Annotated in this window: 20 protein-coding genes; 5 read left to right on the top strand and 15 right to left on the bottom strand. The window is 63.1% G+C overall.

Going from position 1 to position 19,002, the window contains the following annotated elements; translation table 11 throughout:
• Nucleotides 1-25 precede the first annotated feature (25 nt).
• Nucleotides 26-304, bottom strand: a complete 279-nt coding sequence (locus tag QB898_RS07980) for a hypothetical protein (protein WP_102284384.1) — start codon at nucleotides 302-304, stop codon at nucleotides 26-28.
• A 139-nt stretch (nucleotides 305-443) separates the two neighbouring features.
• Here QB898_RS07980 and gmk point away from each other — a divergent pair, with 139 nt between their 5' ends.
• The 3 genes from gmk (at nucleotide 444) to QB898_RS07965 (ending at nucleotide 3,641) form a co-directional block, all read left to right on the top strand.
• Nucleotides 444-1,064: a guanylate kinase gene (gene gmk / locus QB898_RS07975; RefSeq protein WP_279524535.1), complete on the top strand. Its 621-nt coding sequence runs from the start codon at nucleotides 444-446 to the stop codon at nucleotides 1,062-1,064.
• Nucleotides 1,065-1,110: 46 nt separating this feature from the next.
• The gene (gene rpoZ, locus QB898_RS07970; protein ID WP_050716167.1) at nucleotides 1,111-1,311 is read left to right on the top strand and encodes a DNA-directed RNA polymerase subunit omega; all 201 of its coding nucleotides are present in this window, start codon (nucleotides 1,111-1,113) and stop codon (nucleotides 1,309-1,311) included.
• An 80-nt stretch (nucleotides 1,312-1,391) separates the two neighbouring features.
• Complete coding sequence (locus QB898_RS07965; protein ID WP_279524511.1) at nucleotides 1,392-3,641, top strand: RelA/SpoT family protein; 2,250 nt, start codon at nucleotides 1,392-1,394, stop codon at nucleotides 3,639-3,641.
• Between the two features lie 373 nt (nucleotides 3,642-4,014).
• On the opposite strand, the gene QB898_RS07960 is transcribed toward QB898_RS07965, so the two are convergent.
• The 7 genes from QB898_RS07960 to QB898_RS07930 all read right to left on the bottom strand — a co-directional run bounded on the left by QB898_RS07960 (nucleotide 4,015) and on the right by QB898_RS07930 (nucleotide 9,743).
• Nucleotides 4,015-4,737: a hypothetical protein gene (locus tag QB898_RS07960; RefSeq protein WP_279524510.1), complete on the bottom strand. Its 723-nt coding sequence runs from the start codon at nucleotides 4,735-4,737 to the stop codon at nucleotides 4,015-4,017.
• Between the two features lie 215 nt (nucleotides 4,738-4,952).
• A complete protein-coding gene (locus QB898_RS07955; RefSeq protein ID WP_279524509.1) occupies nucleotides 4,953-5,921 on the bottom strand; it encodes a metal ABC transporter solute-binding protein, Zn/Mn family in 969 nt (322 codons plus the stop codon).
• A 124-nt stretch (nucleotides 5,922-6,045) separates the two neighbouring features.
• Nucleotides 6,046-6,954 carry a metal ABC transporter permease gene (locus QB898_RS07950; RefSeq protein ID WP_279524508.1) on the bottom strand — a complete coding sequence of 303 codons (909 nt, stop codon included), beginning with the start codon at nucleotides 6,952-6,954 and terminating at the stop codon, nucleotides 6,046-6,048.
• The gene (locus QB898_RS07945; RefSeq protein WP_279524507.1) at nucleotides 6,951-7,739 is read right to left on the bottom strand and encodes a metal ABC transporter ATP-binding protein; all 789 of its coding nucleotides are present in this window, start codon (nucleotides 7,737-7,739) and stop codon (nucleotides 6,951-6,953) included. The genes QB898_RS07950 and QB898_RS07945 overlap by 4 nt, the downstream gene beginning before the upstream one ends.
• Nucleotides 7,736-8,707 carry a metal ABC transporter solute-binding protein, Zn/Mn family gene (locus QB898_RS07940; protein ID WP_279524506.1) on the bottom strand — a complete coding sequence of 324 codons (972 nt, stop codon included), beginning with the start codon at nucleotides 8,705-8,707 and terminating at the stop codon, nucleotides 7,736-7,738. The genes QB898_RS07945 and QB898_RS07940 overlap by 4 nt, the downstream gene beginning before the upstream one ends.
• Nucleotides 8,708-8,739: 32 nt before the next feature.
• The gene (locus QB898_RS07935) at nucleotides 8,740-9,429 is read right to left on the bottom strand and encodes a DUF6162 family protein (RefSeq protein WP_279524505.1); all 690 of its coding nucleotides are present in this window, start codon (nucleotides 9,427-9,429) and stop codon (nucleotides 8,740-8,742) included.
• The gene (locus tag QB898_RS07930) at nucleotides 9,426-9,743 is read right to left on the bottom strand and encodes a hypothetical protein (protein WP_050716173.1); all 318 of its coding nucleotides are present in this window, start codon (nucleotides 9,741-9,743) and stop codon (nucleotides 9,426-9,428) included. The genes QB898_RS07935 and QB898_RS07930 overlap by 4 nt, the downstream gene beginning before the upstream one ends.
• A gap of 106 nt (nucleotides 9,744-9,849) precedes the next feature.
• Between QB898_RS07930 and QB898_RS07925 the strand changes: the two genes are divergently transcribed.
• Nucleotides 9,850-10,596: a DUF4198 domain-containing protein gene (locus tag QB898_RS07925; protein ID WP_279524504.1), complete on the top strand. Its 747-nt coding sequence runs from the start codon at nucleotides 9,850-9,852 to the stop codon at nucleotides 10,594-10,596.
• Nucleotides 10,597-11,050: 454 nt separating this feature from the next.
• Here QB898_RS07925 and QB898_RS07920 read toward each other — a convergent pair whose 3' ends face one another.
• The 7 genes from QB898_RS07920 to QB898_RS07890 all read right to left on the bottom strand — a co-directional run bounded on the left by QB898_RS07920 (nucleotide 11,051) and on the right by QB898_RS07890 (nucleotide 16,882).
• Nucleotides 11,051-11,710 carry a hypothetical protein gene (locus tag QB898_RS07920; RefSeq protein WP_279524503.1) on the bottom strand — a complete coding sequence of 220 codons (660 nt, stop codon included), beginning with the start codon at nucleotides 11,708-11,710 and terminating at the stop codon, nucleotides 11,051-11,053.
• Nucleotides 11,711-11,857: 147 nt separating this feature from the next.
• Nucleotides 11,858-12,226, bottom strand: a complete 369-nt coding sequence (locus tag QB898_RS07915) for a hypothetical protein (protein WP_279524502.1) — start codon at nucleotides 12,224-12,226, stop codon at nucleotides 11,858-11,860.
• 40 nt (nucleotides 12,227-12,266) lie between these two features.
• Nucleotides 12,267-14,231: an ATP-binding cassette domain-containing protein gene (locus QB898_RS07910; protein ID WP_279524501.1), complete on the bottom strand. Its 1,965-nt coding sequence runs from the start codon at nucleotides 14,229-14,231 to the stop codon at nucleotides 12,267-12,269.
• 548 nt (nucleotides 14,232-14,779) lie between these two features.
• Nucleotides 14,780-15,139 (bottom strand): hypothetical protein, encoded by a 360-nt coding sequence (locus QB898_RS07905; RefSeq protein WP_279524500.1) that lies wholly within the window; start codon nucleotides 15,137-15,139, stop codon nucleotides 14,780-14,782.
• A 96-nt stretch (nucleotides 15,140-15,235) separates the two neighbouring features.
• The gene (locus QB898_RS07900) at nucleotides 15,236-15,628 is read right to left on the bottom strand and encodes a roadblock/LC7 domain-containing protein (protein WP_279524499.1); all 393 of its coding nucleotides are present in this window, start codon (nucleotides 15,626-15,628) and stop codon (nucleotides 15,236-15,238) included.
• A 5-nt stretch (nucleotides 15,629-15,633) separates the two neighbouring features.
• Nucleotides 15,634-16,173 carry a GTP-binding protein gene (locus QB898_RS07895; RefSeq protein WP_050716178.1) on the bottom strand — a complete coding sequence of 180 codons (540 nt, stop codon included), beginning with the start codon at nucleotides 16,171-16,173 and terminating at the stop codon, nucleotides 15,634-15,636.
• Between the two features lie 22 nt (nucleotides 16,174-16,195).
• Nucleotides 16,196-16,882, bottom strand: a complete 687-nt coding sequence (locus QB898_RS07890) for a hypothetical protein (RefSeq protein WP_279524498.1) — start codon at nucleotides 16,880-16,882, stop codon at nucleotides 16,196-16,198.
• A gap of 1,174 nt (nucleotides 16,883-18,056) precedes the next feature.
• Here QB898_RS07890 and QB898_RS07885 point away from each other — a divergent pair.
• Nucleotides 18,057-18,830: a DNA alkylation repair protein gene (locus QB898_RS07885; RefSeq protein ID WP_279524497.1), complete on the top strand. Its 774-nt coding sequence runs from the start codon at nucleotides 18,057-18,059 to the stop codon at nucleotides 18,828-18,830.
• Nucleotides 18,831-19,002: the final 172 nt, after the last annotated feature.

The raw sequence follows: 19,002 nt of genomic DNA, 5'->3' as shown, positions 1-19,002 counted from the left end.
ACGCGCACGGTTTTTGAACAGGTTCTCAGCGCCGCCGCCCGCTCAGCAGCAAGGCCAGCACGGCGCCTGCGGCAGCAGCCACGGCCATGGATTTGATGGGCTGCTTGACCACGCAGGCGCTGGCGCGGTCGGCATAGACCTGCGCTTGCAGGCACGCCTGCCGGGCAAGGCCGCCCAGCGCCTGCTCGCACTGGCGCACGGCGCTGCGGGCGCAAGCGCCCAGGTCGGGCGGCTGTGCGTCGCCCCGCGCGGCGCGCGTGGATTCGACCACTTCAATTTCAATGGCTTCGGGCTGTTCGCTCATGGCGGTTTTCCTTTCAGAATGTGAATGGGGCTTGGGTCAGAGGGGCATTGTGCCAAGGCCCATAAAATGAGCGCTTTCACAAATTGGCGGCCCTGTCTGGGCCGTTTTTCTTTGCGGCAGAAATGCTGTCATGAAACACATGGATTTTCCCGGCAATCTTTTCGTGGTTTCCGCGCCCAGCGGGGCGGGCAAGTCGAGTCTGGTGCGCGCCTTGCGCGAGGCGGATGGCCGCATCGTGCCTTCGGTGTCGCACACCACGCGCGCGCCGCGCGGGCAGGAGACGCATGGCCGGGAGTATTTTTTTGTGGATGATGCCGAATTCAGCGCCCTGGTGGAGCAAGACGCTTTCGTGGAGTGGGCGCACGTGCATGGCAAGCGCTACGGTACATCGCGCCAGAACGTCGAGTCGCTCTTGCAGGCAGGGCAGGACGTGCTGCTTGAAATTGACTGGCAAGGGGCCTTGCAAATCAAGCGGCGCTTTGCGCAGGCCGTGCTGACATTCGTGCTGCCGCCCAGCTGGGGCGAGCTGCGCGCCCGGTTGCAGCGGCGCGGCGAAGATGCGCCTGAAGTGATTGAAATGCGCCTGGAAAATGCCCGCGCGGAGCTGGCGCAGGCGAAAAACTTTGATTTCGTTATAATTAACGCCGTTTTTTCCAGCGCATTGAAGGACTTGCAATCCATCGTGCATGCCCAGCGCATGCGCTACCGCTGCCAGCAATATATTCATGCCGAGGTTTTCAGGGCGCTGAATATGGGCTGATATTCCGGTTTGTTTTCTTTTTGATATTTCCTGATTTTGGTGATTCATGGCCCGCATTACTGTTGAAGACTGCCTGCAACAAATTCCCAACCGCTTTCAGCTCGTGCTGGCAGCCACTTACCGCGCCCGCATGCTGCATCAGGGGCATGCGCCCAAGCTGGAGTCGTCCAACCGGCCTAATGTGACGGCGCTGCGCGAAATTGCGGCGGGCCACGTGGGGCTGGAGATGCTGAAAAAGGTTTCCTGAACCCCGCAGCCCGGCACAAGCGCCTTCAGGGCGCTTTTTTTATTTGCACACATTCGATGCGGGTGATTAAATCTGACGCCATGAACAACAAAAAAGGCGATTTGTCGCCAGACCGCTGCGCCAGCTGTCAAGACTTTGCCAATGCGCCGCTGGATCAGGCCGCCCAGGCGCGCCTGGCCGCGCTGGAGGCGCATGCCGTTTATTTGCCCGAAAACGATCTGGCCCAGCTGCGCCGCGCCTACCGCTTTGCCAACCGCGCGCATGAGGGGCAAATGCGCCAAAGCGGCGAGCCGTACATCACCCACCCCATCGCCGTCACCGCGCAGTGCGCGCAATGGAAGCTGGATGTGCGCGCCCTCATGGCCGCGCTGCTGCACGACGCCATGGAAGACTGCGGCGTCACCAAAGACGACATTGCCCGCGCCTTCGACCCCACCGTGGCCGATTTGGTGGACGGCCTGACCAAGCTCGACAAGCTGCAATTCACCACCCGCGAGGAAAACCAGGCCGAGTCCTTCCGCAAGATGCTGCTGGCCATGTCGCACGACGTGCGCGTCATCCTCATCAAGCTCGCGGACCGCCTGCACAACATGCGCACCATGAGCGACATGCCGCGCAGCAAATGGGGCCGCATTTCGTCTGAAACGCTGGACATCTATGCCCCCATCGCCTACCGCCTGGGCCTGCACCATGTGTTCCGCGAGCTGCAAGACCTGGCCTTCCGCCACCTCATGCCCTGGCGTTACAGCGTGCTGGCCAAAGCCGTCAAACGCGCCCAGCAGCGCCGGCGCGACCTCATCCAGAAAGTGATGCAGGAAGTGCAGTCCAGCCTCAACAACGCCGGGTTGAACGCGCGCGTGAGCGACCGCGAGAAAACGCTCTACTCCATCTACAGCCGCATGAACAGCAAGCGCCTGTCATTTGCACAGGTGAGCGACTTCTACAGCGTGCGCATCGTCATGCCCAGCCGCGCCGCCTGCTACACCGCGCTGGGCTACCTGCACCAGCTCTACAAGCCCGTTCCCGGCCAGTTCAACGACTTCATCGCCAACCCCAAAACCAACGGCTACCAATCCCTGCACACCACGCTGGTCGGCCCGGCCAACGTCAGCATCGAATTCCAGATACGCACCGAGCAGATGGACCAGGTTGCCGAAAGCGGCGTGGCCGCCCACTGGCTCTACAGCGGCGGTGCCAAGGCTGACGCGGGCGAAGCCGGCGCGCACTGGCTGCAATCGCTGCTCGACATCCAGAACGAAACGCGCGATGCCGCCGAGTTCTGGGACAACGTGAAGGTAGACCTCGCCCCTGACGCCGTTTACGTCTTCACCCCCCACGGCAAAGTCATCTCCCTGCCGCAAGGCGCCACGGTGGTTGATTTCGCCTACGCCATCCACAGCGGCATTGGCGACCGCGCCACGGGCGCCACCATCAACGGCGACCCCGCCCCGCTGCGCGCCGTGCTCAAAAATGGCGACGTCATCGAAGTCATCACCAACCCGCAAGCCGCCCCCAACCCCGCCTGGCTTGCCTTCGTGCGCACGGGGCGCGCGCGCTCGCGCATCCGCCACCACCTGAAAACCCTGGCGCAAAGCGACTCGCAGGCGCTGGGCGAAAAACTGCTCGCGCAGGCCCTGCGCGCCGAAGGCGTGCCCAGCCTGCCTGCGCCTGAACACCCCGCCTGGGCCAACCTGCTGGCCTTCGGCGCCAGCGCCTCGCGCGAAGAGCTGCTGGCCGACATTGGGCAAGGCAAGCGCATTGCCAGCGTGGCCGCCCGCCACATGGCCGGCCAGCTGGCCGCCGCCGGCCAGCGGCGCGACGCTCTGCTGCTCTCGCGCGAGCGCTACACCGCGCATGAACAGCTCTCGCAAGGCACCGTGCTGCTTGACGGCACCGAAGGCCCCGCCGTGCAATACGCCCCCTGCTGCCTGCCCGTGCCGGGCGACGCCCTGCTGGGCTACCTGGAGCGAGGCAAAGGGCTGGTCGTCCACGCCAATGGCTGCACCATCGCCCGCCGCCTGCAAGCGCATGACAGCGAGCAGTTCATCGCCGTGGACTGGGCCGACGAACCCGCCCGCCCGTTTGAAACCGGCATCTGCGTCACCGTCACCAATGGCAAGGGCGTGCTCGCCCGCGTCACCGGCGAGCTGGCCGCCGCAGGCGTTGACATCGCCCGCGTTGAAATGGAGGGCCTGGCCGCCGAAGGCACGGTCGATCTGAACTTCATCATCGCCGTGCGCGACACCGCCCACCTGGAAGCGGCCTTGCGCCAGCTGCGCCGCGCCAGCGCCGTGCTCAAGGCCGTGCGCATCACCGCTGGCGAGGACTGACTCCCTGCCTCTTCCGCTGCCTGGCCCGCAGGCGCGAAAAGAGCGGTTCCGAACGGACAAGACGCAAGCCGTGAAAGCCCTGCGCAGGCAAGCGGCGCTGAATGGATGGCGCTGAGCCAGTCATGCTATTTAGCTACTGAATCAATAGCATGATGTCCTAGTGGAACGGGCGCGAAATGGCATTTCAGCCCCCTTTTATTTGCTCCTGTTTCTGATACATCTCATGCCGTTTGACAGGCAGCTTGCGCCTGCGCAAGGCGGGAATCAGGATGGGCTGCAAGGCGCAAACGGGCTGGATAACCTGCGGAGGATTCACTGAGCCACAGGCCACCCGAAACCACGCTTTTTTGCGAAATGGGTCATGGCGTTGTGTTCAACCAGCCTGGCGGCGCGCGACACGCATGCCAATGCCAGCCACAAGCAAGCCGCCAATCACCAGTGCCAGCGGATGAGTGGCTGGCACAGGCGCCACAGTGGCAGCCACCGGGCGTGTTGTGCAAGAAGCAGTGGAGGCTTCCAGTGCGAAGCCGCCCCACTTTCTGGCCGAGGCGGGGTTCACTGTGGCAGAGTTGTTGAACACTTGCACAACTAGTTCGTTTGCGCCGGTCCGCCACTGATTGGCAATCGTAAACGTGGAAGGCACGGAAACATGTACGCCGCCTGCCCATGAATCAGCCAGCTGGGAGCCGGGCAGGAGCTGACCATTGAGGAAAACAGCCACAACCTGATCGTCAGCATGCATGGTGGTATGCACTTGGAAGGTAGCCGGATTCACACTGGCGGCCAGATCCACATCCAGCTTGTAGTAGGTGTATTTGGCGGCGCTCATTTCAGTATTGCGGGCCAGCCAGGCTGCCGTGGGTACGTCAGCCCAAGTCCAGGTATTCGGAGGACCTAGCCGGGCCGTCACGGGTGTATCCCAGGCCGCGATAACGCCTAGCGTGGTAACGTCGTCCACGGGTTTGTTGGCCACCTTCCAGCGCAGGTCGGGCGTGCCCAGGGTGGTGATGCGGGCCAGCGAAGCATCCACACCCGTGTTGAAGATGCGGATGTCGTCTCCGCAGGCATAGGGCGCCGCAAAGACTGTCTGCGGCACGGTTAGCAAAGCGGCCAATGCGGCAGAAATGCAAAGGGACAAGCGGGAACGGAGCATAAAAAAGTTCCTATTTTTTCTGTCAAGCGAACGGCAGCCTAACTAGCTGAATGGGGCCAGCCAACTGCAAAAAGGCCAGATGCTAATAGAGGAATGGTGCCTTTGCACAGGCACTCTTTGCTTTCGCCATGGCACCTCCTGGCTGAGCCGCTTTCGCATCATGGCTTGCGCGCCATGGCCTGCGCCACGGCCAGCATGGCGTCGGTCAGGGCCTGCACGGGGTCGGGGGCGTTGTCGCGCAGCACGATGAGGGGCACGCCTGCGGCGGCGATGGCCTGGGCGGCGGCTTCGTCGGGCGCGGTGTGGCTGAGGATGGCGCGGGGGCGATGGGCCTGAATGGCTTTTTGCAGCGCGGCGGGCAGGTCTTCGTCTTTTTCAGGCGCTTTCCAGGGCACAGGCTCCAGTTGCAGCGCGGTGGCCAGCGCTTGCACGCGGGGGGTGAGCAGCAGCACGGGCAGCTCATCAGCCTGGGCCAGCTGGCGGCTGGCTTCGGATTGGGCCTGTTGCAGGCGCTGGCTGATGGCGGCGAGGTTGGCTTGCAGGCGCTCGCGCTGCGGCGGCGCCAGACGCGAGAGGGAGTCGGCCATGATCATGGCCATGCGCGCGAGGTTGGCGCTGTCTTGCCAGGGCTGGTTGATGAGCACGGTGGCGATGCCTTTGGCTTCGCGCAGGGTGGATTCGGTCAGGGCGATGCCGGGCAGCTCGCCCTCGATGGGGTTGGCCGCGTCGATTTCGACAATGTGGATGTTGGCGCGGCGCGCGAGCGGGTAGAGCTGATCGTCCGGCCAGACGGAGCGCAGCGTGAGCACGGCCTGCGCCTGGCGCGCGGCGGCCAGCAGCTCGTCCAGCCCCTTGCCGCCTGCCAGGTAGGCCGGCTGGCGGCTGGCTGGCAGCCGCGCGGGGGCGGCCTGCACCAGCTCGATGGGCGTGCCCTTGACGATTTGCCGCGCCAGCCCCAGCACCACGGGGTGGGCGGCGATCACGCGCAAGGGCGCAGCCTGCCCCGCTGGCTGGCCGGAGAGCGTTTCGGCGGACGGCGTGGCCGCCGGTCCGGCGGCATGGGCCGGGGCGGGCGCCAGCAGCGCGGCGGCCAGGGCGAAAGCGGAAAGAAGGGCAGGACGGTTCATGGCTGCAAGAAAAGGGGGAACAAAAAACGGAAGGGGCTGGATTTCAGGCATCAAACCGGCCTCAAGTCCTAGTGGAACAAGCGCGGGCAGCTATCCTTTTTGAAGCATGTCGGCCAGCCTGCGCTCAATGCACTGCCTGCGAGCGCCGCGCGCTGATGGCCACGGCCACGAGAAACAGCGCGCCGGCGCACAAGATGATGGCTGCGCCCGAAGGCACGGGAATGTCCAGCGCCACGGGCACGGCAATGCCGGTGAGCGTGCAGACGGTGGCGAAGATGACGGTGAGCCAGAAAAAGCTGCGCATGGAGCCAGCCAGCAGCCGCGCCGTGGCGGCGGGTATGACCAGCAGCGCCCCCACGAGCAGCGCGCCGATGACCTTGACGGCGGCCACGGTGATGAGCGTGACGAGCATGACGAACACGTAGTCCAGCCACTGCACGGGCAGCTTGCGCGCCTGCGCCAGCGGGGCGTGAAAGCTGGCGAGCATGGCGCGGTTGTAGGTACGGTGCAGCGCCGCCAGGGTGAAGGCGGTGACGATGGCGAGCACGGCCAGATCGCGGCCATTGACGGTGAGCACGGAGCCAAAGAGCACGTTTTCCAGAATGTGGATGTTGATGCGCGCGGCCAGCACCATCAGCAAGCTGGAGCCAAGCGCAAGCGAGACGGCCAGAAACACGCCGATGAGCGTGTCGGGCGACAGGCCCGTGCGCCCGCGCAGGTAATTGAGCAGCAGCCCGAACAGGATGCAAAAGCCGAACAGGCTGCCGTAGGGGCTGGTCATGGGTTCGCCCATCAGGATGCCGATGGCCGTGCCGGTGAGCGCGGCGTGGCCCACGGCTTCCGAAAAGAAGGCAAAACGCTTGACGACGACCAGCGTGCCCAGCCCGCCCAGCAGCGGCCCCAGCAGCAGGCCGGCCACGAGGGCGTTGATGACGAAGCCGTATTGCAGCATGGCGGGCAGCCAGCCGGCGGCCACGCCGGATTGCATGAGCTGGTGCAGGCTGTCCAGCAGCGAAGGGGCGGCGGCGCTCATGCGGCCTCCTGTTGAGGTTCCGGGCGGGTGTTTTCGGGGCTGGCCGTGTGGGCGAAGAGCTGCAAGAGCATGTCTGCGTCGCCCAGCGCGGCGGGTTCGCGCGTCCAGAGCAGGCGGCCCCGGCTGAGGGCCGTGACGCGGTCGGCCAAGCGGCGCACGGCGGCCAGGTCGTGCTCTACCCACAGCACGGTGGCGCGGCTTTGCCGCCATTGGGCCAGCAGCGATTCAAAGACTTGCATGCCCGCGCGGTCGAGCGCGGCCATGGGTTCGTCCAGCAGCACGAATTGCGCGGGCGGCAGCAGGCTTTGGGCCAGCAGCACGCGCTGGCGCTCGCCGCCGGAGAGGTCGCCCATGCGGCGGCTGGCCTTGTGCGCCATGCCCACGCGCTCCAGCCCTTGCAGGATGCGCTCGCGCACGGCGCGGCGCAGGCCCAGATACAGCGGGCGTTGCTGCTGGAGCATGCAGCCCATGAAGTCCTGCACCGTCATGGGCAGCGTGCGGTCGGCCTCGATGGCCTGGGGCACGTAGGCCAGCACGCCCGGCGCGGGCAGCGGCCAGTGCAGGGTGATTTGGCCGGTGTGTGGCATCATGCCCAGCACGGTTTTCATCAGGCTGCTTTTGCCGCAGCCATTGGGGCCGACGAGGGCGTGGATTTCACCCGCGTTCACCTGCCAGTCCATGTCTTGCAGGATGCGCGTGGCGCCCAGTTGCAGGTTCACGCCCTGCAAGCGCAGGGCCGGGCCGGGGATGAAGCCGGGGCCAGGGCTGGCGGGGGCGGCGCTCATGCGCGCGCTTTCCGCGACTCTTCAATGGCGCGCACCACGGCATCCAGATTGAAGGCCATGTCTTTCTCGAACTTGTCGGCCGTGTAGGGGCCGTGCGAGATGTGCGTGAGCGGATAGACGCGCACGCCCGTCTCGCGCACCAGCGTTTGCACAAAACCCGTGGGGTTGTCCTGCTCGGCAAAGAGCACGCGGATGTTTTGCGAGCGCAGGCGGTCCACCATGCTTTTGAGTTGCGCGGCGCTGGGTTCCATGCCGTGCGCAGGCTCTACCACGGCGCTGACTTCCAGTCCGAATTCGCGCAGCAGGTAGTCATAAGCGCCGTGAATGGTGGCCACGCGGAAATTGGCATCCGGCCCTTCTTTCACCTTGGCCAGCGCCTGGGCGCGCAGCTTGCGCAGGCGCTTGTTGTAGGCGCGGGCGTTGTCTTCAAAAAACGGCGCGTTTTCGGGCGAAATCTTGCCCAGCCCGCGCGCGATGGTGCCCACTTGCAGCATGGAGGCGCTGATGGAGATGAAGGTGTGCGGGTTCACCGCCCGCCCTTGCGGCGTGCCCAGCGCCATGGTGGACAGCAGCGGCACATCGGCATTGGCGTTGATGACGGGCAGATGGGGCTTTTCGCTGGCGGCAATCATGCGGCGGGCAAAGTCGTCGTGCCCCACGTCGTTGAGCACGGCCACATCCATCTGGCCGATGCGCTTGATGTCTTCAGAGCGCGGCTCGTAGGCATGGGGGTTGAAGCCCGCGTCAATGAAGGGCATCACTTCGGCGCGGTCGCCCACGATGTTGGCCACAAAGCTGTAGTAGGGGTGCAGCGTGATGCCGACCTTGAGCTTTGGGGCCGCATCCGCTGCGCGGGCGCGGCCCGGGGGCAGGGCCGCGCTGGCGGCCAGCGCGCCCAGCGCCATCAGGGCCGCCCGGCGGCTGAAAAAGGCGGTGCGTTCGGAAGGTTCGGAAAGAGGGGAAGTCATGTTCGGCGCCTGTATTTCGGTGTTTCAGTGCTTCAGTGCTGGTCTTTGGGCTTGACGTCATCCAGGTGCGCGGCCACTTGCCGCCAGCCGTGGGCCGCCAAATCGTCATCGTGCAGGCCGGGCAAGGCCTCTGCCGCGCGGGCCGGGCCGGAAGCCGTGCGCAGCCAGACATCAAAGCGGGCCTCGGCGTCTTGCGCGGCGGGCAGGCGCCAGAGCATGAGGCGGGCGGCCTGGCCGCCTTGTTCGCCTGGCCCGCTGCTCTGCGCTTCATCCGGCTCGCCCAGATAGGCGTAGCGCCCTTCGGCCTGCACCACGCGCCACTGGCGGGCGCCCCGGCGCTGCGCCGCCAGGTCTTGCTCGAAAGGCGGCCAGCCATCGCTGGCCCAGACATCGGGCGCGGGCGGCGGCAGCGGGCGGCCTTCGGCGCGCCACTCGTCATGCACGGCCTGCAAATCGGTGTAGATGCCCTGCTCGGCTGCCGTCAGGCCCGTGGCCAGGTCAATCTGGTGCGCCTGCAAGGCCATTTCGGTCTGCATGTGCCGCTGCCAAAGCGCCACCGTGGCCGACAGCGCCAGCACCAGCGCCACCGTCACGAGCACCCAGCGCGTTTCGCGCCCCGCCCCGGCTGGCGGCACCTGCTGCACGCAGCCCGCAGGCAGCGCAGCCGCCCCGGCGGCAGGCGGCGAGGGCGGCAGGGGCGCTTGCGTGGCGGCTTCGCTCATCGGATGTCGGCGTGATCCACCTCGGCGGAGTGGCCCTCGCCGCCGTCAAACTGCACGAAAAAGTCCTGCTTCGGGCGCTCGAAGCGGATTTGCGACTTGTCATCCAGCGCGCCCTTGAGCAGCACCTTGTCTTCGTACGACATCACGCGGATTTCCACGCCCTTGGCGTCGCTGCCGTCTGAAAAACCGCCCGTGCAAAGCACATGCTGCGCGCCATCGGCCTGGCACTTGAACTTGACTGAATGCGCCTGCGCGGCAGCGCCCGCCAGCAGCAAAGCGGCGGCCAGACAAGCGGAAAACGGAAAACGGGACATGGCGAAACTCCGGAAAAATCAAGCGTGGAATAATAACAAACGCGAATTTTTCGCAACAAATCCCAACAATCAACCCTTTTCACTTTGCACCATCAGGAGAAGTCTCATGAAACAACGCCATCTGAACGCCCTGTTGCTGGCCCTGGCTGGCAGCCTGCTTGCCCCGGCGGCCGCGCAGGCGCATGAAATCTGGCTGGCCCGCATCCACGGCCAGCCCACCGTGATGTACGGGCACGAAGAATCAGACACCGACCCCTACGACCCCATCACCATCAACGAAGCGCGCGCCTACAAAAACGGCAAGCCGGAAGAAGTCACCATCGTGCGCCACTACACCCAGCGCTTTGCCACGCTCAAGGCCGAAGCGCCCGGCCTGCTGACCTTCACCAAGGAAGGCGGCATCTGGAGCAAAACCAAAGACGGCAAATGGCACAACCTGGCCAAAGACCAGCTGCCCAACCCGGCTGACGCCGAGCGCTCCATGCACGCCCGGGGCTTTTCCGCCGCCTACCTGAACAAGCGCGAGCCAGTCACCAAACTGGGCTACGAGCTGGAAATCGTGCCCGAGACCAACCCCGCCAAACTGCTGCCCGGCGAAAAACTGCCCGTGCAGGTGCTCTACCGGGGCCAGCCCTTGGCCGATGCCAAAGTCACCAGCAACGCCTTTGACCACGAAGCCCAGAAAGCCACCACCGACGCCCAGGGCCGCGCCACGCTCACCGTGGCCCGCAGCGGCCTGAATGTCATCAGCGTCAATCACGCCGTGGCCTACCCCGATCCGAAAAAGGCCGACAAGGACATCACCCTGTTCACCCTCACGTTTGAAGTCGCAGGCGGCGGCCACGATCACTGAACGCCCGGCCCGGGCCATGAGAAGCCCCGGCCCGGATGAAACGCAAGACACGGGCCAGCAAATGCAAGAAGCGAAATGGCAAGGCTGGATACGCCACGCTATTTCGCTCCTTTATGCATAGCAATACGTCCTAGTGAATCGTGCGCTGAAGGGCATTTGGCACCCACTGAATTCGCTCCTGTTTTTATTGCGACTCGAACAGCAGCGGCCCTAGCGCGGGCGCATCAGCGCCAGCGCGCGGCGGATCACGCGCAAGTTCCAGGCTCCTTACAGCAGAACGCTTCATCAGCACGGTTGGGCGCGAGATTCACTTTCCTGCTTCGCTTTGGACGGGCAATTGGGCGGAATAGGGCAACTGGCGGCCGGCACGCAGCCGCAGCACATGCAGCATGTTGTCAGACACTTTTCGGGTGAAGCTTTCCCCGGAGATTGATTTGGACGGGTTTTTCGGGGTTTATTTCGTTGCGGCGGCTGCACCATTTTGCGCGGCACTGGCGCATCCTTGTTGAGGTGGGTTTGGGCTTTGATTCCGGTCAGGGCAATCTTGCGTTTGATTATTTGGTGCGCCGGGATTTGGAGGCTGACTTCCATATACACCCGAAATTATCAAAGAAATAACCTGTTCCTTTGGGATGGTGATTCTCCATACCTGATCGCCATTTCCTTCCGCCTCAAAAACATAGGGCGAGGCGATTCTGGATCTTAGATGGACGGAGCGAACGATCTTCGTTTTTTCGTCGCAAAGAGGCTTTTGTCCGGCGGGCATTGGTATGGCATTAAATATTTCACAGCCTTCATCTTTCAGAAGAACGCTGACATTTCGCATTTCGCCTAGGCCTAGCTGATAAACCGCTACTTTAGAAATTTTAAGAGGGGCTCCTGTAAGCAGGAACAATATGATGATAAAAGATACAGCGATAACAATAATGTAAAAACAATTATTCAGCCAATCTGAATCAATAATAACATACGCAATTATGCGTTGCATAATCATAATAAGAAAGAATATAATAAGAGTGTTAATTATTTCATTCGCGGGCACATTAAATTTACCCGTAAGAAAATAAGATGTCAAAAATAAGGATACAACAAGGAAAGAATTAAATTTAATCAAATCCTTTTTCAGAAAAGGAGTAACAGCTATTGGAAAGATAATGTAACATATTGCGTGCGTTATATCGCGCGATAATGATTTCGCCGCATCGTTTGTTAATAAATCTATAATGCAGTTTAGAAGGAGTAAATATAATATATCGAAAAATTATAAAACCTGAAAAAGTATATTGCGTCCTTTGTTTTGCTTAAGGCTGTTTTTCACCTCTTTTTCCCAATTATCTATACTTAAAACAAAAATAATTGGTGCCATTGGCAGTATCGCGAACAATACGGTAAAATATCCCCCAATCAATGCGCTCGCTATTAGAATACTCGATGCTTCAGAAAAGTTCATATCGGGCATGAAGCCTATTTGCAGAAAGAAGATAAACAGGAAAAATCCGCCTAATGTGAGACCCAATGACAAAAAAAACTGAAATGGATTCTCTTTTATTTTCTGGAGCAACCAGTTTTCCGGTTTTTCCGTCTGCTTAAAAGCAAAGGAAATCCTGCGAATGAAACTATACTTCTTCATTTTGTCTCCTTTCAAAAATCAAGCATCACACAAGCATTATTCACGCCTGCCCGTTTTCAATTTCTTCAATTTGCGTGGAAAGTTCGAGCCATTGCTCTTCCAGCGCGGTCAATTCATTTTCAAGGGCTTTGAGTTCGCGGCCTGCGTCGGCAATGGCGGCGGGCGGCTGCGGGGTGGCCAGTTGGGTTTCGAGTTCGGTGCGGCGTGTGGCAATGGCGGCCATGCGCGCGTCGGCGGCGGCCAGTTGGCGTTTGAGCGGTTTGGTTTTTTCGGCCAGCTGGGCGCGCAGGCGGGCTTGCTGGCGGCGCTGTTCGGCGGGGTTGGCGCTGTTGGCGGCCAGCGGGCCGGTTTTGGGGGCGGCGGCGGATGCTTCCTGGGCGGCGGCTTCGCGCTGGCGTTTGGCTTCGTCCAGCAGGTAGCGCTGGTAGTCGCGCAAGTCGCCTTCAAACGGCTGCACATGGCCGCGCGCAACCAGCCAGAACTCGTCGCACACGCTGCGCAAGAGCGCGCGGTCGTGGCTGACGAGCATGAGCGTGCCTTCAAAGCTGTTTAGGGCCACGGCCAGGGCTTCGCGCGTGGCCAGGTCCAGGTGGTTGGTGGGTTCGTCCAGCAGCAGCAGGTTGGGGCGCTGCCACACCAGCATGGCCAGCACCAGCCGCGCTTTTTCGCCGCCGGAGAACTGGCCCACGGGCTGCGCGGCCATGTCGCCCGCGAAGTTGAAGCCGCCCAGAAAGTTGCGCAGCGGCTGTTCGCGCGCTTCTTCGGCGTTTTCGCGGCCGGTTTCGCGCGCCAGGCGCACCATGTGTTCCAGCGGCGTGCTTTGCGGGTGCAGCACGTCCAGCTCTTGTTGGGCGAAGTAGCCGATGGCCAGGCCCTTGCCTTCGGTGACGCGCCCTGCCAGCAGGGGCAGCTGGTGCGCGATGGTTTTGACGAAGGTGGATTTGCCTTGCCCGTTGGCGCCCAGGATGCCGATGCGCTGGCCTGCCAGCACGGTGCGGCTGACGCCTTGCAAGATGAGTTTGTCGCCCGCATCGCTGCGGTAGCCGAAGGCGGCTTCCTTGATGGCGAGCATGGGGTTGGGCAGCGCGGGCGGTTCGCGAAAGCTGAATTGCAATTCGCTTTCGGCCAGCACGGGGGCGATTTTTTCCATGCGCTCCAGCGCCTTGACGCGGCTTTGCGCCTGCCGCGCCTTGGTGGCTTTGGCCTTGAAGCGGTCGATGAACTTTTGCAGGTGCGCGCGCTTTTCCTGCTGTTTGGCCCAGGCGGCTTGTTGCAGGACCAGTTGCTGGGCGCGCAGTTCTTCAAAGGTGCTGTAGCTGCCGCCGTAGCGGGTGAGCTGGCCGTGTTCGATGTGCAGCGTGGCTTGCGTGACGGCGTCCAGAAAGTCGCGGTCGTGGCTGATGACGATGAGCGTGCCGGCGTAGCGCGCCAGCCATCCTTCCAGCCACACCAGCGCGTCCAGGTCCAGGTGGTTGGTGGGTTCGTCCAGCAGCAGCAGATCAGACGGGGCCATGAGCGCGCGCGCCAGTTGCAGCCGCATGCGCCAGCCGCCCGAGAAGCTGCTCACGGGCTGCTGCAATTGGCTGGGTTTGAAGCCCAGCCCGAGGATGAGCGCCTGCGCGCGCGCCGTGGCGTCGTGCGCGCCGGCGTCTTGCAAATCGGCATGCAGCTGGGCGATGGCCATGCCTTCGCCTGCCGCTTCGGCTTGCGCCAGCTGGGCGCGCAGGCGTGTCAGGCGTTCATCGCCCGCCAGCACAAAGGCGGTGGCCGCTTCGCCGGTTTCGGGCATGTGCTGCGCCACTTGCGCGATGCGCCAGTGGGCGGGCATGGAAAAGTCGCCCCCGTCTTCATGCAGCGCGCCGCCCAGCAGCGCAAACAGGGTGGATTTGCCCGCGCCATTGCGGCCCACCAGGGCCACTTTTTCGCCGGGGTGAATGGTGGCGCTGGCTCCGTCGAGCAGCACTTTGGCGCCACGGCGCAAAGTCAGGTTTTGAAGAGAAATCACGTGTGAAAAAAAACAAGCCGGAAGCAGAACGCGCAGAGCCCGCCTGCGCGCGAAAAAAGAAGGCGCTGATGGTAGTCAGCGCCTTCTGCCCCGCCTGACGGCGGTCGCTGCACGGCTCCACGCCTGAACTCCTTGAATTTGGCAAAGCGGTTCCCGATCGGATAACGCCTACGGCGCATGCGTCCGGCGCCTGCAGAGGATGGCGCGTTTCTCAACGCGCACATCAGGCCAGCTTGGCAGAACACCGGAGGTGCTGCAAGCTGGCGCGCTTCGTGCCGTGATTTCTTTTTAAGGCGAAGCAAGGAGCGGAAAGCTGAGGCTGTGCTTCAGGAAAGAGGCTTTGCGGTACCCGCCCGCATCCCGTAGCTGCTATGAACGCAAACAGAAAGGCGGCAGGGTAGGCGCAAAGCCTTTTTGCTTGCTGCGCTGCCCTCGTGTGGAACACCCGTTCACAGTCTGACTGCGGGCGTGCAAAGGGCGCGTGGGCTGCTGTGCAACCGAAGTTTTCTCAGCCCTGTTGGCCTCGCAGCCAGATCGCGGGCTGGCTTTCAGAACGTCAGGTCTTTTTCCACTTCCTGCGCCTTGAGGCGGGCCAGCGCCAGGTTGGCGTGCTGGCGGTCGAATACGCCGTAGAGGAAGACGCCTTCCTTGGCAGAGAGGGGGCGCAGGATGTGATATTGCTTGCCCAGGGTGATGAGGATGTCCTCGATCTTGTCGTTCAGCCCCAGGGCGCGCATGGCCTTGAGTTTGGCGCGCACGACTTCGGTGTTGGCGGCGGCGGCGACTTCAATGTTGATGCCGCCGCCGGCGGAACCCAGCAGCATGCCGCTGCCGGAGTCCACGATGGCGATGCAGAGAATGCCGTCCAGCTTCATCAGCTCGTCCAGGCTTTGTTTGATGGTGGCCATGTTGATCTCCTTCTGTTTTTCAGGGGCGCGTGATGGAAGAAACGGCCCAGGGCGTCACGCAGCGCTCGCCACAGGGCCTGCTTGGGAAAGCGGGGATCAGGCATCCGCCAGGTCTTTGGCGAACTGGCTGGCGCGGTAAGCAACCTGGCCCAGGATGGCCTGGCCGCTGGCAATGGCGATGATGACCAGGCGTGCGTCCTTGCGCGGCGCGCTGTAGACCACGGCGAAGCCATCGTGCGTGTCGATGGTCACGCACTTGTCTGCGCCCAGGCTGGCTTCTTGCGAAACCACGGCGCTGATGGCGGAAATGGAGCTGGCCAGGGCGGCGATGCGGGCGGCGTCGCCTGTTTTCATGGCGGAGGCAATGTCGAAACCGTCTTCGGTGGCGACGACCACGGCGTTCATGCCGCTGATGTCTTCCAGAAAGGCGGCGGCCTGCTTGGCCGCCAGCACGCGGACGGTGAGCGGAAGTTGAATGCGGTTGGTCATTTTCTTCAGTGTTCTTCCATCAAGTCGGCTTCGAGCTGGGACAGCAGGGTGTCGATGAGCAGCGTCACGTCCTGGCGGCGGCGCACGTCCACGGGCAGCACGGGCAGCACGAGATGGCGGCGGGCGAGCTCTTCGGCGTAATCATCCAGGCTGGGGGCGGGGTGGGTGTCCAGCCGCCCGACGCCGATGACGCAAGGCATGGCAGACAGCTCATTGGCAAAGCCTTCCAGGTACACGCGCAAGTCGGCCAGCGGGTCAGGGCGGGAGTTGTCAGCCAGCAAGATCATGCCAATGGCGTTTTGCGAGAGGATTTTCCAGAGAAAGTCAAAGCGTGACTGGCCGGGCGTGCCGAACAGGCGCAGGCGGTCGCCGTTTTCCAGCGTCAGCTGCCCGAAATCCAGCCCCACGGTGGTGCGCTCCTTGGCGTGAGAGGCGTCGTTGTTGTGCACGTCGGTGATGACGGGCGGGGTTTCGCTGACTGCGCCAATGGCTGTGGTTTTGCCCGCACCCATCGTGCCAGTGAAGAGAATTTTGTATTCATTCATGGAAACACTTCTTTGCCTTCAATCAAAAATTAAGACGTTTCCTAATATTTTGTATCAAACCTATATTGAAGAAGCGTTTGGGCGCTTGCGTTTGGGGTTGCGCCTGCGGCGCGTTGGAGGCGGGCTGGACCAGGCTGGAGGCCGCCGCGCTGTCCTCGGCCCTGAGGAGCCGGGCGGATTGCAGCGCCTGGATGAATTCGAGGCAGGCCGCTTCAGGCTGGCGGCTGATGGCGGCCAGCTCCCGCGCGCTGAGATAGCGGCGCGACAGCAGGGTCGCCAAGCGAATGTTCTCGGCGTTGTCGTGCAGCATGGCGGCGGGCGGCCAGCGCAGCAGGCGAAAGCGTGCGCCGCTGGCAGAGCCGGGCGGCGCGGCGGTCCTCCGCAAATCGCGCTCTACGCTCTGTAGCCATTGCTGGAAGCGGTCGGGGCGAATGGGGCGCTCCAGCAGTTCGTGCGAGGTGTTTTCGCTCTTGCGCGTCAGGCGCAGCACGACGGTGGCCATGCCATCCAGTTCATGGCTCTGGCCTTCGGGCGTGGAGCCATCAGCCAGCAGGGCATCGTAGGGCGGGGCGCTGGCGTAAATCCAGCGGCACGCGCCGCTGGAGGCGTAAAGGCGCAGCAGGGTCTGTACCAGTGCCGTCTCGGCTGTGGGCAGCTTGTAGACGCCCAGCCGCAGGGCGGGCGTGTCGGCAGGGATGGAATCGGTCATGGTGATGATGCGGGGGCATCAAGGCGGTTGATGCGTTTTTTGTCTTTCCGGAACCTGTTCATATTCCGTCCGTGGCGCGAAGAAGCGGGCGCGGGCGGTTTACGGCGCAAGGCCCATTTCCGCCAGGCGGAAAAGCACAAAAGCAGGCTTGTTCTGGGCTTGGGCGTGCCACTTCATTGCAGTTCGCTTTTCCCTTTCTTGCGGCCAGGCGGGGAACAGGCTCGGCGGCTTTGCACGGGCACGAAATTCAAACCATGAAAAAGCGTATTTGCATGATGCCTCAAAGAGTGGCCTTTGGGTAGGGAAGTGGCGCGCTTGCTGCCCGATTCCGTGAAAAACGGCGCAGTCTGGAGCCTGCCCGTGGCTGGGAAACGCAGCCAGAAAACGCGATCAGCAAGCGCGCTGACCGCCTGCAAAGCCGCCTTTTGTTCATGGGCATCCGCGAAAAATGGCGCGCGGGTTTGCTGCGCGCTGGCTGGCTTTCGTTTCTTGCGAGCCGTTCACACTCCGGCCTGCACGAGGAGCAGGGCGCAGGCAACGAATGGACAGGGTGCAAGCACTGCGTTTCTTGCTCTGCTATCTATAGCATGATGTCCTAGTGGAATCTGCGCAGAATGGCATTTCGATACCCTTGAATTCGCTCTTGTTTCTGGTGTGATTCAGCAGGCCGGACTGCGGGAGGCGCTTCATTGCTGGCTGTGTCGCATGGGGCTGATCAGACTGCGGTGTGAGGCTGGGGCATGGCAGGAATGCCCTTTAAGAGTTTGTCCTGCATGTGTTTTCGCTGGTCGCCGTGCTGAAGGGCGGCTGCGCCACACGGCTGGGCGTGCGGCCTCTCCGAAGGGGACTTCATGCTGTTTTTCTGTTGAATGCGCGCAGCCAGAAGGGCTGCCCTGCACCAACCGGCTGAACAAGCGGGCGTGAGCTGCGCCCCTGTCACCGGTCTGCTGGTTGCCTTGGAGCGCAGGCCCTTATCGAACGCCAAGCCGATAGCAGCGGCCGCCGCCTCCAGCGCATTGATTCCGCTCCATAGGAGGTGCGTGTTGGCCAGGCGGTTTTTGACGAGCACAGCCGCTGGATCGCCTCTTGTGCCGCTCCACGCATGCCAGACAAGCGCCAACACTTGGTCAGCCCGCTGGATAAGCTAGCTGCCTGACCACTTTCTGACCCAGCCATGACCGCTCCCGCTCCCCGCAAAGGCGCACGCCGCGCCGCCGATCTGCCGCCGGAGACGCTCGCAGCCCTCAATGAAGGCCACATCGCCAGCGCCACGCTGCCTGAAATTCTGGCCATCGACCAGGCCCGCCTGTTGCGCGCCGCCTTTCCCGGCTTGCCCGCCGCCATTGATGAACAGGCGCGCGCCGCCTGCCAGCTGGGCATTGCCGCGCGCATGGCGCGCATGGGCGCTTTGCTGCTGCAAGCGCTGGGCCCCGGCGCCGTCTCTGCCTGCCAGGCGCACGCCAGCGACACCGTGCGCGGCTGGGCCTGCTTTGCCATCGGTGCGCAAGAGCTGCCGCTGCGCGAGCGCCTGCAAGCCACACGCTCCCTGGCCGATGACCCGCACTTTGGCGTGCGCGAATGGGCCTGGCTGGCGCAGCGCCCCCACCTCGCCCGCGAGCTGGACGCGGCCATTGCCCTGCTGGCCGAATGGACTGCCAGCCCTTCCGAGCGCCTGCGCCGCTTTGCCAGCGAAGCCCTGCGCCCGCGCGGCGTGTGGTGCGCGCACATTGCCGCACTCAAGGCCGACCCGGCCCGCGCTCTGCCTTTGCTTGCGCCCCTGCGCGCCGACCCTAGCGCCTACGCGCAGGATTCCGTCAGCAACTGGCTCAACGATGCAGCCAAAGACCAGCCCGCCTGGGTGCGCGCCCTTTGCGCCCAGTGGCTGGAGTCGAGCGACGCCGCTGCCACCCGCCGCATCTGCCAGCGCGCCACGCGCAGTCTGAAGTAGGAGCCTGTTCATAGCGCGATCCGCTGCGCTCATTTTCTGGGCCAGCCCCATGTCCTTGGGCCTTTTGAGAATCCTGCTCTTGTGCAGCAATCCCGCCATGGAAAAAAGAGTATGAGCGACAAGCAGTGGGCACTGATGGCCCCGCACTGCCTGGGCAAGCCTGGCGAAGCAG

The sequence above is a fragment of the Ottowia cancrivicina genome, from assembly GCF_029813755.1.
Lineage (GTDB): Bacteria > Pseudomonadota > Gammaproteobacteria > Burkholderiales > Burkholderiaceae_C > Ottowia > Ottowia massiliensis.
Note: the sequence above shows the minus strand (reverse complement) of the source record. Positions and strands in the feature narration are given on the sequence as shown.